Source organism: Dactylosporangium sp. NPDC000244 (genome assembly GCF_040300725.1).
In the GTDB taxonomy this organism is placed as follows: Bacteria; Actinomycetota; Actinomycetes; order Mycobacteriales; family Micromonosporaceae; genus Dactylosporangium.
The window spans coordinates 71,616-85,955 of sequence record NZ_JBEPEH010000023.1 but is presented as its reverse complement, the minus strand read 5'-3'; the positions used below and the strand labels follow the sequence as shown (position 1 = coordinate 85,955).

The window sequence follows — 14,340 nt, the reverse complement described above, 5'->3', positions numbered from 1 at the left end:
ACCGACATGTCCGTCAAGGCCATCCCCGACGGCTACACGACCGTCACGCCGTGGATCATCTCCCGCGACACGGCCGCGGTCATCGACTACCTTCGCAGGGCGTTCGGCGCCGAGGAACTCGGCCGGGTGATCGACGCCCGAGGGGTGATCGGCCACGCGGAGGTCCGCATCGGCGGCGCGATCGTGATGCTCTTCGACGGCGACCCGAGCTGGCCGGCGACGCCCGCATTCCTCCGGCTGTACGTCGAGGACGCCCACGGAGTGCACCGCCAGGCGGTCGAGGCCGGAGGCGTGTCCATCTCGGACGTCACCCACTTGGCCTTCGGCGACCTGGTCGGGCGGGTGCGAGACCCGTTCGGCAACGTGTGGTGGATCCAGACCCACATCGAGGACGTGACACCCGAGGAGCTGCAGCGCCGCTTCGACGACCCGGCGTTCACGGCGGCGATGGAGTACATGCAGCGCCCGGAGACCGAGATCTTCCCCCGGAGCTGAACCGCGACCGACCCACGAATACGCCTCACCGACCAGGTCAGGAGGGACACCCTCCGCTATCTTGCCGGGCAAGCCCAAGTGCGCCAAGTAGAGGAACAGTCCGGCGTGGCGCTCCCCGACGGCTATCGCCAGTACCCACTTCGTGTCAGCGCCCGGCGGGCGGGTGCGGGCGCTGCGGTTCGACCAGGCACGCTGGGACTGGAACGGCGCCGGGTATGCGGACCACGCGAAGGTTCAGCAGCGGGCCGGCATGCCCAGCACCAAGGTCAGACCTGAGATCCAAACGAACGCGGCGCAACGTCTTCATCAACCGTGCCGTCGCGCAAGGAGCGGCCGAAACAGACGGGCCATTCCGCTCCTATGCAGAGGGTCCACTCAGCGCCGACGTCGGCCAGAAGCTCGCCAAGTTCCTTCACCGACCGGCCGCGGGCGTAGATCCACGGGGGTTGGTGCTGGTCGACCCGCACCAGCTTGCCCGGCGCCGAAAGCCACAGTGTCGGGCCGGCGCCGGGGTATGCCTGATACTCCGGGAAGGGCACCGCGTTGTAGGTGCTCCGCAACTGCTCGACCAGGGCCGGTGTGACCTCCGCGCTGTTGTACAGATCCTCGTTGGCGAAGACCGTCTCGCAGAGCGCGAAGTCGACGGCGGCGAGCGAGAACCGGTCGAGGTACGGCTGCCAATCCTCGCCGTCGCCCCGGTACAGCACCGGCGGATCGTCCCGGTCCAGGTCGGCCACGCCCCACTCGGCGGTGTACTGGTTCTCGTCCCGGATCACCAGGACGCCGTCGTCGACGCGCAGCCGCGCCGGCTCGAGGATCCAGTCCTGCCCGTCCGTGAACTCGCGGCGTCGGCCGAACCGGCGGTGGAAACCGGCGACGGCCGCGGGTAGCGGCAACGGCGCCGCGGCGAGCTCGTCGGCCGTGTAGCCGTCGGCGTCCGTGACGGGCCGCCCGAAGCCGGCGAACAAGTCGGCGATGAACCGCCAGGCTTCGTCAGGCGTGCGCAGCCCGGGGCCCATGCGTTCGGCGACGTCCACGCCGCCGAGGGTACGACGGCAGACCCCTGAACGCGTCAAAGACGGTTTCCGGCCGCCCTCTTCAGCATGCTCAGCGGGATCGCGTGCGCGATGCCGAGCGCGGCTGCGCACAGGGCGAGCACGAGCCCGGCCACGCCCCCGTCGGTGAGGTCCGGGGTGGGGGTGCCGGTGCCGGGCTTCGTGGCGAGCATCAGCGCGATCAGCCCGGCGCAGGCCGCGATCACGCCCGGCACGAGGGCGGTGCGGGCCCGGAACGCGGCGTAGGTCAGCGCGGCGACCAGTACGCCGAGCAGCAGCACCCCGATCACGGCCGGGCCACCGCCGGGGCGGCCGGCCATGTCGAACACGGTGCCGTACCGCGTGGTGAGCTCCACGTTGCCCTCCGCGTCGCGGACCACCACGTCCTCGAAGAGCGGCAGGAACGCCAGCGCCGCGCTGCCGATGGCCAGCGGTGCGTAGAACCGGGCGTAGCGGTCGGACATGCTGCCCCGCACGACGGCCACGTACTGTGCCCACTCGACCAGGACATGCGGCTGCTGCTCGGGTGCGGACATGCCCGGTATCTTGGCACGGCGCACGTCAATGCGCCGTGGAAGAACTTGTGTTGAGCAGTATTTATGGCCATACGGCCTTGTGGGCTACCGTCGCCGCGTGCGGGGGCGGAGCAGTGGGCCGGCGGTGCGGTACCGCGCCGTGGCCGACCGGCTCCGGGAGCAGGTCGCTACCGGCGAGTACCCGGAAGGGCTGCCGCTGCCCGCCGAGGCCCTCCTCATGCGGGAGTTCGCCGTCAGCCTCATGACCGTCCGGCGCGCCCTGGCCCTGCTGCGCGAGGAGGGCCTCATCGCCACCCAGCGGGGCCGGGCGGCGCGGGTGCGGGCCCGGCCGAAGCGGCGGCGGATCGTGCTCGAGCGCGGGGCCGTGCTCGTCGGGCGGATGCCCAGCCCGCAGGAGCGGGCGCGGCTCGGCATCGAGCGCGGCGTGCCGCTGCTGGAGATCCGCCGCGCCGACGGCGGCGTCGAGCAGGTCGATGCCGAGACCGTCGAGGTGGTTGTTGAAGAATAGGCGCCGTGTTCATCCTGCTGCCGCCCTCCGAAGGCAAGGCCGACGCCCCGCGGCGGGGGCGGGCGGTCGATCTCGCCACGCTGTCCGTTCCCGAGCTCGGCGATGCGCGGCGGCAAGTGCTCGACGACCTCGTCGCGCTCGCGGCCGACCCGCAGCTCGCGATCGGCACGCTCGGGCTCGGCGCCGGGCAGACCGGTGAGGTCGAGCGCAACGCGCGGCTGACCAGCGCGCCCGCGGTCGCCGCCGGGAAGGTGTACACGGGTGTGCTGTACGACGCGCTCGGGCTCGCCGGCCTCGACGCGGCCGCGAAACGGCGGGCCGCGAAGCAGCTGCTGATCTTCTCCGGGCTGTGGGGCGTGGTCGGGGTCGGGGACCGGATCCCGCCGTACCGGTGCTCGATCGGGGTCCGGCTGCCGTCGACCGGGCCGCTCGCCGCGCACTGGAAGGCGGCGCTCAAGGCGCCGCTGGACGCCGTGGCCGGGGACGAGCTGGTGCTGGACCTGCGCTCGTCGGCGTACGCGGGCATGTGGACGCCGCCGCACGCCGTCACGGTGCGGGTGCTGCACGGCGGGAAGGTCGTCAGCCACTTCAACAAGGCGACGAAGGGCCGGATCGTGCGGGCGCTGCTCGAGTCCGGTGCGCGGCCGCGCACCGCGGCGCGGCTCACGGAAACGCTGCGAGGGCTCGGATATCGCGTCGAGGAGCCTCGATCGGGCCAGCTCGACATCCATGTGGAGCAGCTTTAGCGATTCGCCTGCGCCGCCCGGCGCTGTTCCGGGAACGTCAGGGAATGTGGATTACCCACTGACCCGCCGCACCGTGCTGAGCGCTGCCGGGGCCGCCCTCGCCGCCGGAGTCGTGCCGTCCACGCCGCCGGGAAATGTGCGGCCGATCAGCATGGCGACGCACATTCACGGCCCGTTCAGCGAGGGCCTCGCGAGCTTCTCCGCGCACCTCGAACAGGCCCGCCAGCACAACGTCGACGTGATCTGGTGGACCGATCACGACTTCCGCATCGCCGCGTTCGAGCACCGCCAGGCGGTCCATTTCGACGGGGCCGTCGAGCCCGAGCACGGAATGAACTGGACATGGGTCAAGGAGACCGAGGGCAGGCCGACCGGGGTCGTGGCCGAGTTCGTCGCCTCGCCCCATTCGCCGCAGGACGGCACCGGCAAGGCCCTCCGGCTCGTTTCGAAGAACAAGGGCATCATCTGGTACCGCGGGCAGTCCTGGAACAACACCATGAACGCCTGCATCGCCGACACCGAGCTGACGCTGGACCTGCTGCCGGAAACGCTCCCGGCGGACGGCTCCCTGCTGTTCGAGCTGCAATTGTCGAACCATCCCGGCCTCGGGGTGCTGCGGATGCGGTACCAGATCGGGCTTTTTGCCGCCGCCACGCACACGGCGACCGGGCCGAACGGGACGGTGCGCCTGCCCATCAAGGCGGGTCAATGGCAGGGATTCACGTTCGTGCTGCGCGACGACGTCGCGAAACTGTGGCCGGCCATCGCCGCCGGGGACAACGCGCTCACCGGGCTGCGCATCGGGGTCCAGCACGCCGGGTTCGTCGCCGACCGGCTCACGTTCCACCGTTCGCGGCGCGCCGGGCAGGCCGGTGAACAGCTGCGGGCCGAGGTCATCGCGGCCGCGACGGCGAAGCACGGGGCGGCGGGCGTGACGCATTTCCGCGCGATGGAGATCTCGCTCGTGCGGCACCTGAACTGGTTCGGCGGTGACCAGCGGTTCCCGTCGTTTCCGAGCCCGCCGGTCCGCGACGACAGCCCGGCGCTGACGGCGTCGATGGTGCGGTACCTGAAGGCGCACGGCGGCCTCGTCTGCTGGAACCATCCGATGGACGTGGCGAAGCGCGACGAGCTCGTGAAGCTGATGCTGGAACGGGACTTCCTCGGCGTGGACCTGGTCGAGATCGGCCGGAAACCGTACGACGACCTGCTGTGGGTGTTCGACGTCGCCTGCCGCAACGCGCTGTTCTTCACCGCGGTCGGCAGCAGCGACGACCACGACGCGATGGACTGGGCGAAGGAGCCGGAACACGACATCACGTACGTGTGGTCGCCGTCGCTCGCGCAGCCGGATCTGCTCGCCGCAATGGCGAAGGGGGCGGCGTGGTTCACGGATCTGGCGCGGTACCGGGGCAGCCTCGATCTGCGCGTCGGCGGCGTTTCGCATCTGGGTGCCGTGCTCATGACGCGGGCGCCGGTGACCGTCGACGCGATCGCGACCGGCCTGCCCGGCGGGGCGAAGGCGGAATTGGTCGTCGGGGTGGTCGACGAGGCGGCCGCGGTACCGTCGACAAAAACGGTGAAATCGAAAACCGTCACGGTGTCGCCGGGCCATTATGTCCGGCTGCAGGTCCGTCTCGCCGGGGGCGACGTGGTGGGCGTGTCCAATCCGCTGTGGGTGCTGGACAAGGCCCCGAAACGAGCGATTCCCGCCGGGCGCCGACGGGAATCGGTATGAAAAGAGCGGACGACCGGATTCGAACCGGCGACCCTCACCTTGGCAAGGTGATGCGCTACCAGCTGCGCTACGTCCGCACTGAGAAAGGACTCTAGCGCATTCGCCCGCGGGACTCCCAGCCGGGGTCGTCACCCGTTAGCGTGACCCCGTGAAGGTGCGTGCGCTCGCCCTGACGCTGCTGCTCGCGGGCTGCAGCGACGCCCCGGCCGCGACCCCTCCGTCGGCGGCCCCGGCCCCCGCGTCGGCCGCGGCGACTCCGTCCACCTCCCCCGCGCCGGCCGAGCTGCGCCTCGCCTTCGCCGGCGACGTGCACTTCATGGACCGCACCGCGAAGCTGCTGTCGAACCCGGCGACCGCGTTCGGCCCGATCGCGTCCACGCTCGCCGACGCCGACCTCACGGTGGTCAACCTCGAGACCGCGATCACGACCCGGGGGACGCCGGAGCCCAAGACGTACCATTTCCGGACCGACCCCAGGGCCGTCGACGCGCTGAAGGCCGCCGGGATCGACGCGGTCACCATCGCGAACAACCACATCCTCGACTACGGCCGAGTAGGCCTCCTGGACACCCTCGACGCCCTGCACGCGGCGGACTACCCGTACTTCGGTGCCGGCAAGAACACCGAGGACGCCTACGCACCCCTCTACACCACCGTGAAGGGCGTCCGCATCGCGCTGCTCGGCTTCAGCCAGGTCCACGAGCTCGCCTCGACGTGGGGCCCCGGCCCCGACAAGCCCGGCGTGGCCCTGGCCTTCGACACCGACCGCGCCGTAGCGTCGGTGACCGCCGCCCGAGCCCAGGCCGACCTCGTGATCGTGTTCAACCACTGGGGCGAGGAGGCGAACAGCTGCGCCAACAGCGAACAGAAGACCTTCGCGTCCCGCCTCGCGAAGGCCGGCGCCGACCTGATCATCGGCGCCCACGCCCACACCCTGCAGGGCTCCGGCTGGCTGGGCAGCACCTACGTGGCCTACGGCCTGGGCAATTTCCTGTGGTACGGCACCTCGAAGAGCACCGAGACCGGCATCCTGCGCCTGACGGTCCGCGCGAAGGCCGTGACCAAGGCGGAGTTCCTGCCCGCCGTGGTCTCCGACACCGGCCAGCCCGTCCTGCTCACGGGCGCCGCAGCCGACAAGCTCAGCCGCCGCTACGCGGGCCTGCGCACCTGCGCGGGTTTGTCCGGATGAAGAACCCCAGCTCAGACGGTCTCGACGCGCCGAAGCGGGATACCGGTTTGGCATGGGGGTTGGAGGTCGGCTAAAGTTTGCATCCGTCGCCAGGGAACGCAGCTGGCGGTGCGGACGTAGCGCAGCTGGTAGCGCATCACCTTGCCAAGGTGAGGGTCGCGGGTTCGAATCCCGTCGTCCGCTCGGGAAAGTCACCACGGTGGGGTGGCCGAGAGGCGAGGCAACGGCCTGCAAAGCCGTGTACACGGGTTCAAATCCCGTTCCCACCTCGGAGTCGCCGCATTTTGTGTGGCAGCACCGCTAGGGCGATTGGCGCAGTGGGAGCGCGCTTCCTTGACACGGAAGAGGTCACTGGTTCAAACCCAGTATCGCCCACCAGCAGGTCAGAGGCCGTTTCCGGATCACCGGAAACGGCCTCTGCTTCGTTCAGGGGGTCTACCAGGGGGTCTACGTCACTACGCGGCCGGTCCCGGCACCCCGAACATGCCGTTCATGATCTCCGCTCCGCTCAGCAGCACCGGCCGGAGCTGGTGACGGTAGACCGCCTCGGTGACCCTCGTGCCCGCATGCCCCACAAGGTCGGCGATCTGCTCCAGGGTCAGCCCGAGCGCCGAGGCGATCGACACGAAGCTGTGGCGTAGCTCCCGGGGCGTCCACTGCTTCGGGTCGAGCCCGGCCGCCTTCGCCACCCGGCGCATCCACCGCCGCACGTTGGCGGCATCGAGCGCGGTCCCGACCTGCGAGGTGAACACCAGCCCGGTTTCCTGCCAATCGTCCCCCGCCCTTCCCCGAGCGCCGTCCTGCCACTGCTTGTGCAGCCTGAGCGCGTAGACGCACAAGGCGGGCAGGGCCAGCGTCCGGCGTGACTTCTTGGTCTTGGTGTCGCCGTGCTCCCGGACCGACCGCCACACCGCCACGGACGGCGGAACAGGCGGGTCGGCGGCGGCCTGGCCGTCGAGGTCGACCTGTTCCCACCGCAGGGCGCGCACCTCCTCGGTGCGCAGGCCCGTGAGCAGCGACAGCACCAGGTAGGCGTAGAACGGCGTGCCCTCGGCCGCCTTGAGCAGCGCGGACGCCTGCTCCAGCGTCAGTGACTTGGACGGTCGTCCGGTTCGGCCGGCCGGGAGGTCGCACAGCTCGACCACATTGCGGGCGACCCGGTTGCGCGCCATCGCTCGGCGCACCGCCCGCCGCAGGCAGGAGTACACCTGGCTGAGGCTCGCCGTGCTCAGCACCTTCGCCCGCCCGGCCAACCAACGGTCAACGTCGGTCGCCGTCAGCTCCTTGAGCTTGCGGGGTCCGAGGTGCGGCAGGACATGCGTCTTGCAGAGGTGCTGGCACTTCTCGACCGTGCTCGCGGCCTTGCCGTTCAGCCCGAACTCCAGCCAGTCCGCCACCGCGTCCGCCACGGTGACGTTGGCGGCCTCGGCCGGCATTCCGGCCTCGTAGTCGTCGACCTTCTTCTTCAGGCTGGCCTTGGCCTCTGTCTTGGTCTTGGCGATGCCACGAAGCCGGATGCGCTTGCCGTTGGCGGCGTAGCCCATGACCGCCTCGGCAACCCACCGCTCCCGTGCCTCGTCCCAGTACAGGGCACCCTCGCCGCGCTCGCGGCGCTTGCCGGCCATCAGGCGGCCTCGGCTTCGAGCAGCGCCACGTACTCGGCGATGGCCGACGCTGGCACGAGCCGTGAACGGCCCTGGGTGACGGTACGCAGACGTCCGGCGCGAATCTGCTCGTAGATCACGGTGCGGCTCATGCTGAGCAGCGCCATCGCCTCGGGAATCTTCCACAGCGCCTTACGCATGGTGATCGGCGCGGGCTGCTCGCGGTACATCGCGAGGTCGACGGGGTTCGTCACGCGTCACCGCCGCTCGCGAGGAACAGGTGTGGCTGAGCCGTACCAGCCGTCCCAGGCGTCCCGTCGCAGGTCAGGTGCGGGACGGCTTGAGGGGGTGGGACGGCTTGAGGCGTCCCAAACGGACTATCCGGGCGAGCTTCGATGTCGTCATGCTCGTGTCCTTGGGACGGCTCAAGCCGTCCCACTAGGGCAAGCCGTCCCGGGGCCGGGCTGCTCGGGGACGCCTGGGACGGCTGGGACGTCTCCCGGACGTCCGGTGCCGTCACGGGCGGGCAGTAGCGCGTCCAGGCGTCCTGGAAGTCACTCCGGGTGTAGCCCTTGGCCTGCCCGTACGGCAGGGCAAAGCGGATGTTCGCCGAGCGGATCTCGTACTCCCGCAGCATCACGCCGAGTTTCATCGCGGTCAGCCCCGTGGTGCCGTAGTCCGCCCACGGCGCCTCGGGGTCAGCCTTGAGCCGTTCCAGCAGAACAGAGGTCGGGATGGCGTCGTGGTTACCGAACGCGGCCCGGCAGTCGGTGAGCAGCCGCACCCGGTCGGAGGCCACAGTCGAGCCGTCCCGCTCGGCGTTGAGGATCTCTGCGGCCCGGCGCCCGCGGTCGGGCCAGTCTCCCCCGGCGAGGTCGGCAACGGCGATGAGCGGCTCCCAGGTGTCGGCGGCGCGATCCTCCAAGGGCATGACCGGCTCGGCGCGCTCGAGCTCGGCGGCGTGCGGGGTGAGCCACTCGACCAGGTCGGCGGCGAGCTTCCGCAGCGCGGGGCCGTCGCGGCGAATCCGGTACGGGGCAACAGTTTCGCCAGGAGCCCGGCGACGCATACGGATGACGACGGCGCGGTCCTCGATGGTGTCGGGCATCATGCCGATTCCGGCCAGGGCGGCCATGGCGAACGTGGGGATCTCCTCCAAGGTGCGGGTGTTGATGTCCCACCGGATCGTGGGGCGGTTGCGCTGGTGTCCGGCGTTGAGGAGGCCGCGAAGGTCCTCATTGGCCTTGGCGTTCTCTCCGCCGAAGATGGTGTCGGCCTCGTCGATGAGCAACGTGGGCGGGTTATCAGAACCGATCGAGCGGTACACGGCGGCGGTGGACAGGTTCACGGAGATCAGCGGGTTGTGACAGGTGCCCTCGACCACGTCCAGGAGCCGCGACTTGCCGCAGCGCTTCTCGGGGGCTCGGATGACCAGCCGGGGCGCGTGCGCCCACGCCTGCTGCACATGAGTTGCTGCGATCCACAGCACCACGGCGTCGACAGCGGCGGCGGAAGGCAGGATCACGTAGCGAGTGATGGTGGCGTGCAGCCGGTCGAGGATCGCGGCGCCGTCGAGTCGTTCGGTGGTCGCGTTCATGCGGCAATCCCTTCGGTGGCAACGTGTTCGTCGCGGAAGCCGCCCGCGATGGCGGCGCGGATCTCGCGGGGTGTCTGGTCGGCGGCGCGGCCCGCGTCGGTGAGGGCAGTGAGCGCGTCGGCCTGGTCGATGGCCCCGGCGGCGACCATGCGGGCCACGCCGCGCGCGGCGCCGTAGAGCGTCGTTCGGCGTTTGCCGGCCGGGGCGTTGGCGATCGCGTCGAGGTGTGCCCGGAGCAGGGCGGCGGGTGATGAGATGCCCCCCGCGCTGCGCACCGGCGTCGGCCCGGTCGGGGCGGTCACCGTGGGCTCCTCGTTCGGCCGGCATGCTTCCACCAGCGCGGGGGGCATCTCAGCCAGGGAACGGCCACCGGCCCACCGGTACGGGCGGCCGGTCCGTGGGTGGATCGACGGCGGCGCCACGACGTACCCGCCGTCGCCCCGCACGTCGATGCCCGCGCCGAGGCGTCCCTGACTGCACGAGACAGGCGTTGCCGGGTGGCGGTAGTACAGGTGCCATCCGCCGCTTCCCGTTGCCACACAGGCCGTCTCAGGCATCAGCGCCGGGTCGATGCGGCCCCCGTGCGCGGGGTCGATGTCGACCACGACCGTGCCGGACAGCGCGCCGGTACGGATGGCGAGCATGCCTCGTGGGTTCGCGGCCAGCATGGCGGCGAGCCGGTCGGCGTCGGTCGTCGCGGCGTAGAAGCCGTGGCATGTCAGGCAGTCGCACGCGGCCGGGTCGTGGTCGGCGCTGGGGTTCTTGCAGGCGTCGCAGTTGGCCAGGGGGCGCTTGGTGCGGCCGAGCAGGAACATGGGCCAGCCGTGCTCGGCGTATCGGATCGCGTTGCGCAGCAACGCATCAGCGGCAGTTCGAGGTTCCACTGTGGATGCTCCCGAGCGGGTAGACGTTCCGGGGACTTCGGGCCGCCCGGCCAGCACGGCCGGGGTGTGGATCGGGCAGCGCGGGCCCGGCAGGAAGCGGCGCACGCCTTCGGTTGCGGCGTAGTGCCGGTGCAGGGCGGCGAGGTAGAAGCCGCACGCGGGTGTCATCACGCCGCCCGGCGTACGCCGGCCGCGCGGGCGATGACGGTCTTGAGGTCCCGCACGACCCCGCCCAGCTGCACGCGGGCGGTCAGCTCGTCGGCGGCCAGGACGACGGTGAGCCGGACCTCGGCGTGCTCGCGGCCGTCGGCACTCTGCACGCGGGTGAGGGTCGCGGCGCCGAGGCCGGGAACCTCGACGGTCAGCGGGGCGGCGCGGTGCTCGCCGAGGCCGCACCGGTGGCCCTGCGCGCACCACTCGGGGTGGTCGCCACGGCGGCCCATGGCGGCGATGTGGCGGTGGTTGAGGGCGCTCACCGGGTGCCCCGGTTGTGGTGGCTGTGGTCGTTGGCGTGGATGGTGCGCAGGTAGTTGATGGCGCGGCGGCCGGGCCGCAGTTGGCGGCCGGTGCCGTCGCAGCGGCGGCAGATGCCAAACGCTCGGCCGCCAAACAGGGCGCGGCGCTTGCCGTCGCCGTGGCAGCGGCGGCAGGCCACGAACGGCCAGAGCCAGCAGGCAAGCAGATAACCGAGGGTGATCGCGATCAGGGCGAGGATGAGAAGTCCAGCGGCGGCCGGGCGGCCGGTAGCGGTAGCGGCAAGGACGGACACGGCAGGTGCCTCCAGAGGCGTTTTTGGGCGCAGAGGGGCTGCTGGCGCTACCTGCTACCTGCGTGGGTAGCGGCTGGCCAGGGCGGTAGCGGGGTGGGTAGCGGCGGCGCTACCGGTAGCAGGGCCGCCGCTACCGTTCAGGCGCTCTTGCGCCGGTCGATCGCGGTGTCGATGTCGGCCAGTCGGGCACCGCGGAGGACCTCGCCGCGGACCTTGACGTTCACGCTCGGTACACGATCGCGGAGCTGCGCCGAGATCGCGTCAGAGGTGATGTCGGCGTAGTGCTCGGGCAGGGTCTCGGCGAGCCGAGCGGCGATGACCGGCCAGTGCAGGCCCTTCTCACCCGCGAGGAACACGGCCCGGACATCGGCGAGGGTGTCGCGCATGTCGCGGGTGATGGTCTCGCCGATGGCCGCGCCGGACAGGGTCCCGGCAGCCGCGCGGTGCCTGCGGGCGGCGGTGAGGATGCGCTCGGCGTCGCCGTGGTCGGCGAGGTACGTGCGCACGGTCGGGGTGTCGTCGCTGGCGCCGTAGAGGTAGCCGACGCCCCGGTAGTCCAGCCCGTTGGGCAGCGCCGAGGCGTCGTAGCCCTCGGAGTACGCCTCCCCGCCGAGGATCGCCTCACTCACGAGGCGGTTGCCGCACTTGAGGGCAAAGCGCACGGCGTGGTTGTCGCGGTAGCGGTTGAACAGCCGGCCGACGTCCCCGGCGCCGATGCCGGAGGGCTTCTGCGAGCTGGACAGCAGGACCACGCCGGCCGAGGGACCCACGGCCATGATGTAGGACAGCAGGGCGGCGATCTCTTTGTTCTGCTCCTGGCTGTCCAGCTCGTAGTAGACCTGGAACTCCTCCATGACCAGCAGCCACACGGCCAGCTGCGGATACTTCCGCGACAGCTCCCGGGTGATCTTGCCTTCCGGGCATTCGGCGGTGGACAGCGTGGACAGGAAGTCGTTGACCTCCAAAATGTGCGCCTTGACCTCGCGCAGCACCTCCAGCAGGTGCTCCACCGGGTCGTCATCGCGGCTGTTGGGCACCGGCCCGAACACCATCCGGTGCGCGATGAGCCGGAACTTGTCCCAGTCCGGCGACATCTTCCCGTCAACCACGATGACCCGCACGTACGGGTCCAGCGCGGCGTAGAGCGCGAGCAGCCGGGCCGCGAACGTCTTGCCTTTGCGGGGCTGCGCGCCCACGAGCACGCTGTTCCACATCAGCGACAGCTCGACCTTCCGCCCTCGCTCGTCCAGGCCCATCGGCACCGGGGACCAGATGTCGCGGACCTTGCCGTCCAGCAGCGGCGTTTTGCCGGCCGGGATGGCGAGGGGGTCGCGGTCGGCGACGAACAGCAGGTGCCGCCGGTGGCTGGAAGGGTCGCGGGTGAGGAACACCTGGTTCACCGACACGTCCAGGCCCGAGGCGATGGCGCCCTTGGCGTTGAGGACGTGCTCCCACGTCTTGCCATATGGAAGGTCGATGACCACCTGCGAGCCGGAGCCGGTCGCGTCGCGGGACATCGTGGACCCGAAGCTGATCTGCTGGTTCGGCTTGTCCGGGTCGCCGAGCTTCGCGGCGTAGTAGGCGCGCAGGATGATGTCCGGGTTCACGCGCCGGTACCGGCCCGCGACCACGGCCGGGCGCAGGATCGGCTTGTCCTCGGGGTGGCCGAGGCGGGCCAGCCCGCACACCGCACCAGCGACGGCCAGACCGACCACCCACCACGGGGCCATGGCGTATGCGATCGGCCCGCCGATGCCCAGCGCGAGCAGCTCCCCGCCGAGGACGATGCCCCGCCACGTGCGGGTGGCCTTGACCTCTCGGTGCAGCTTGTACCAGGTCTGCGGGTCGTTGTCGTCGGCCGCGCGCTGCCGCAGACCGTACTGCTCCGACAGCCACCACCAGCGCAGCTGACGCCCGATCAGCTTGAACAGCCCGACCGTGGCCCAGAACCCGGCCTGCGCGGCGTACCAGGGCGCCCGGACCGCGTGGAAGCCCGTGCGGTGCAACACGTCCTCGGCGATGTCGCGGACGGTCGCCTTGAAGTTCTGCCAGCCCAGCAGCCGCGCCGGGATGATCGGGCGGCGGCCCTTGGAATCGGCCGGCGGGGCGTCGACCAGCACCCCGCCCGGCTCCGGCTCGTCGTCGAGCGGGACGTCGAAGTGCCCCGCAGCCTCGGTGCCGCCGCGGCGGGCGCGGGCCGCGCCCAGGTCGACCACGTCGGCGACCTCGTCCTCGTACTTGTTCCAGTCGAACCCGTTCGGGTGGCTCCCGCTCCGGCTCGTTCGTCGTCATGCTGAGGGTCTCCTGACTCCTTCTGGAGGGATGGGGACCGGTGCGCGGCCGGGTTTCCTAGGCCTGAAGGCCGCGCACCGGGCGGAACTACTCGTGGTTGGCGTGGATGAGGTGCGCGAGGGCGGCGCCCATGCCGAGCACCGCAACGGGCAGGCAGGCAACCGCAGTGGTGATCTGCCACGGCGCGTGCGTGACCCCGGCAGCGGTCAGCAGGTGGTAGGCCACCTGGCCCGCGCCGCCGAAGATGAGCGAGCCGATCGCGGACCAGCGGGCGAACGACCGGGCAGCGGCCGGGGCCGTGCCGGTCAGCCAGACCGCGAGGGCGTACGCGGCGTAGGTCTCCACGCCGATCGGCAGCGTGATCGCGGTGTTCAGACTGAGGTCGTCCCAGATTCCCGGCAGCGGATGGACCACGCCGAACCCGGTCAGTTCGCCGAGGCCGACCCACCCGGACCAGATGGCCACGAACGCGGGCAGCGCCAGCAGGACGACCGGCCACGAGCGCGGCTTGCGCGCCTTCGCCGCCGGGCGCGGCGCCCGGACGGGCGGGATGTACTCCGGCTCGTCGGTGATGTTGGTGCCCGGGTGTCCGTCACCCGTGGCCAGCGCCACCGCCTCGGGCGCCTCAGCGGGCGCGGGCGGCCCGACCGGGACGGGCGCCTCGGTGGGCTCGTCGTCCGGCTCCAGGTCCGGGACGAGGTGCAGCGGGCGCGGCGCGGGTGCCTCCGGCTCGGCCGGCAGAACGGTGGTCTCCTCGGCGGCGAGGGCCTCCAGCACGGCCATGGCCTTCGGGGCGCCGATCTTGAACGTCTTCATGAGCGCGTTGCGGGAGGGGGTGCGGCCGATCTGCTCGGCGAGCGTGCGGGCCTGCGGCAGCAGTTCGGCGATCGGCGGCGGGTACGCGCTCGGGGCGGTCGCGGTGGTCAC

The 14,340-nt window shown here is 71.2% G+C and carries 15 protein-coding genes and 4 tRNA genes; 8 read left to right on the top strand and 11 right to left on the bottom strand.

The window, feature by feature from the left end:
* Window positions 1–6 precede the first annotated feature (6 nt).
* Window positions 7–495, top strand: a complete 489-nt coding sequence (locus ABT369_RS30920) for a VOC family protein (RefSeq protein ID WP_350617273.1) — start codon at window positions 7–9, stop codon at window positions 493–495.
* A 266-nt stretch (window positions 496–761) separates the two neighbouring features.
* On the opposite strand, the gene ABT369_RS30915 is transcribed toward ABT369_RS30920, so the two are convergent.
* Together ABT369_RS30915 and ABT369_RS30910 are read right to left on the bottom strand one after the other, a co-directional pair.
* Window positions 762–1,532 carry a hypothetical protein gene (locus tag ABT369_RS30915; protein WP_350617271.1) on the bottom strand — a complete coding sequence of 257 codons (771 nt, stop codon included), beginning with the start codon at window positions 1,530–1,532 and terminating at the stop codon, window positions 762–764.
* Window positions 1,533–1,567: 35 nt separating this feature from the next.
* Complete coding sequence (locus ABT369_RS30910) at window positions 1,568–2,086, bottom strand: hypothetical protein (protein ID WP_350617269.1); 519 nt, start codon at window positions 2,084–2,086, stop codon at window positions 1,568–1,570.
* 97 nt (window positions 2,087–2,183) lie between these two features.
* Between ABT369_RS30910 and ABT369_RS30905 the strand changes: the two genes are divergently transcribed.
* Genes ABT369_RS30905 through ABT369_RS30895 form a run of 3 tightly spaced genes read left to right on the top strand, consistent with a single transcriptional unit; the run spans window position 2,184 to window position 5,078 of the window.
* The gene (locus tag ABT369_RS30905) at window positions 2,184–2,594 is read left to right on the top strand and encodes a GntR family transcriptional regulator (RefSeq protein ID WP_350617267.1); all 411 of its coding nucleotides are present in this window, start codon (window positions 2,184–2,186) and stop codon (window positions 2,592–2,594) included.
* 5 nt (window positions 2,595–2,599) lie between these two features.
* Window positions 2,600–3,340 carry a YaaA family protein gene (locus ABT369_RS30900; protein ID WP_350617265.1) on the top strand — a complete coding sequence of 247 codons (741 nt, stop codon included), beginning with the start codon at window positions 2,600–2,602 and terminating at the stop codon, window positions 3,338–3,340.
* Window positions 3,341–3,386: 46 nt separating this feature from the next.
* Window positions 3,387–5,078 carry a CehA/McbA family metallohydrolase domain-containing protein gene (locus tag ABT369_RS30895; protein ID WP_350617263.1) on the top strand — a complete coding sequence of 564 codons (1,692 nt, stop codon included), beginning with the start codon at window positions 3,387–3,389 and terminating at the stop codon, window positions 5,076–5,078.
* Between the two features lie 4 nt (window positions 5,079–5,082).
* Here ABT369_RS30895 and ABT369_RS30890 read toward each other — a convergent pair.
* Window positions 5,083–5,155 (bottom strand) — tRNA-Gly (locus tag ABT369_RS30890).
* Between the two features lie 71 nt (window positions 5,156–5,226).
* Here ABT369_RS30890 and ABT369_RS30885 point away from each other — a divergent pair.
* The 4 genes from ABT369_RS30885 to ABT369_RS30870 all read left to right on the top strand — a co-directional run bounded on the left by ABT369_RS30885 (window position 5,227) and on the right by ABT369_RS30870 (window position 6,645).
* Entirely contained in the window at window positions 5,227–6,267 is a 1,041-nt protein-coding gene (locus ABT369_RS30885; protein WP_350617261.1) for a CapA family protein, read from the top strand.
* A gap of 110 nt (window positions 6,268–6,377) precedes the next feature.
* Window positions 6,378–6,450 (top strand) — tRNA-Gly (locus ABT369_RS30880).
* 15 nt (window positions 6,451–6,465) lie between these two features.
* A tRNA-Cys gene (locus ABT369_RS30875) sits at window positions 6,466–6,536 on the top strand.
* 34 nt (window positions 6,537–6,570) lie between these two features.
* Window positions 6,571–6,645 (top strand) — tRNA-Val (locus ABT369_RS30870).
* Window positions 6,646–6,722: 77 nt separating this feature from the next.
* On the opposite strand, the gene ABT369_RS30865 is transcribed toward ABT369_RS30870, so the two are convergent.
* The 8 genes from ABT369_RS30865 to ABT369_RS30830 all read right to left on the bottom strand — a co-directional run bounded on the left by ABT369_RS30865 (window position 6,723) and on the right by ABT369_RS30830 (window position 14,340).
* The gene (locus ABT369_RS30865; RefSeq protein ID WP_350617259.1) at window positions 6,723–7,892 is read right to left on the bottom strand and encodes a site-specific integrase; all 1,170 of its coding nucleotides are present in this window, start codon (window positions 7,890–7,892) and stop codon (window positions 6,723–6,725) included.
* Window positions 7,892–8,071, bottom strand: coding sequence for a helix-turn-helix domain-containing protein (locus tag ABT369_RS30860; protein WP_350617524.1), 180 nt, complete (start codon window positions 8,069–8,071; stop codon window positions 7,892–7,894). The genes ABT369_RS30865 and ABT369_RS30860 overlap by 1 nt, the downstream gene beginning before the upstream one ends.
* A gap of 50 nt (window positions 8,072–8,121) precedes the next feature.
* Window positions 8,122–9,468 (bottom strand): DUF3631 domain-containing protein, encoded by a 1,347-nt coding sequence (locus ABT369_RS30855; protein WP_350617256.1) that lies wholly within the window; start codon window positions 9,466–9,468, stop codon window positions 8,122–8,124.
* Window positions 9,465–10,520 carry a bifunctional DNA primase/polymerase gene (locus tag ABT369_RS30850; RefSeq protein ID WP_350617522.1) on the bottom strand — a complete coding sequence of 352 codons (1,056 nt, stop codon included), beginning with the start codon at window positions 10,518–10,520 and terminating at the stop codon, window positions 9,465–9,467. The genes ABT369_RS30855 and ABT369_RS30850 overlap by 4 nt, the downstream gene beginning before the upstream one ends.
* Window positions 10,520–10,828: a hypothetical protein gene (locus tag ABT369_RS30845; RefSeq protein WP_350617253.1), complete on the bottom strand. Its 309-nt coding sequence runs from the start codon at window positions 10,826–10,828 to the stop codon at window positions 10,520–10,522. The genes ABT369_RS30850 and ABT369_RS30845 overlap by 1 nt, the downstream gene beginning before the upstream one ends.
* Window positions 10,825–11,121, bottom strand: a complete 297-nt coding sequence (locus ABT369_RS30840) for a hypothetical protein (RefSeq protein WP_350617251.1) — start codon at window positions 11,119–11,121, stop codon at window positions 10,825–10,827. Before ABT369_RS30840 ends, ABT369_RS30845 begins: the two co-directional genes overlap by 4 nt.
* Before the next feature lie 137 nt (window positions 11,122–11,258).
* Window positions 11,259–13,337 carry a cell division protein FtsK gene (locus ABT369_RS30835; RefSeq protein WP_350617249.1) on the bottom strand — a complete coding sequence of 693 codons (2,079 nt, stop codon included), beginning with the start codon at window positions 13,335–13,337 and terminating at the stop codon, window positions 11,259–11,261.
* A 163-nt stretch (window positions 13,338–13,500) separates the two neighbouring features.
* Window positions 13,501–14,340, bottom strand: coding sequence for an ABC transporter permease (locus tag ABT369_RS30830; RefSeq protein WP_350617247.1), 840 nt, complete (start codon window positions 14,338–14,340; stop codon window positions 13,501–13,503).

Coding starts and splice junctions, on each gene's coding strand:
- ABT369_RS30920 (WP_350617273.1), top strand. CDS start 7: ATGTCCGTCAAGGCCATCCCCGACGGCTACACGACCGTCACGCCGTGG.
- ABT369_RS30910 (WP_350617269.1), bottom strand. CDS start 2,086: ATGTCCGCACCCGAGCAGCAGCCGCATGTCCTGGTCGAGTGGGCACAG.
- ABT369_RS30865 (WP_350617259.1), bottom strand. CDS start 7,892: ATGGCCGGCAAGCGCCGCGAGCGCGGCGAGGGTGCCCTGTACTGGGAC.
- ABT369_RS30860 (WP_350617524.1), bottom strand. CDS start 8,071: ATGCGTAAGGCGCTGTGGAAGATTCCCGAGGCGATGGCGCTGCTCAGC.
- ABT369_RS30855 (WP_350617256.1), bottom strand. CDS start 9,468: ATGAACGCGACCACCGAACGACTCGACGGCGCCGCGATCCTCGACCGG.
- ABT369_RS30850 (WP_350617522.1), bottom strand. CDS start 10,520: ATGACACCCGCGTGCGGCTTCTACCTCGCCGCCCTGCACCGGCACTAC.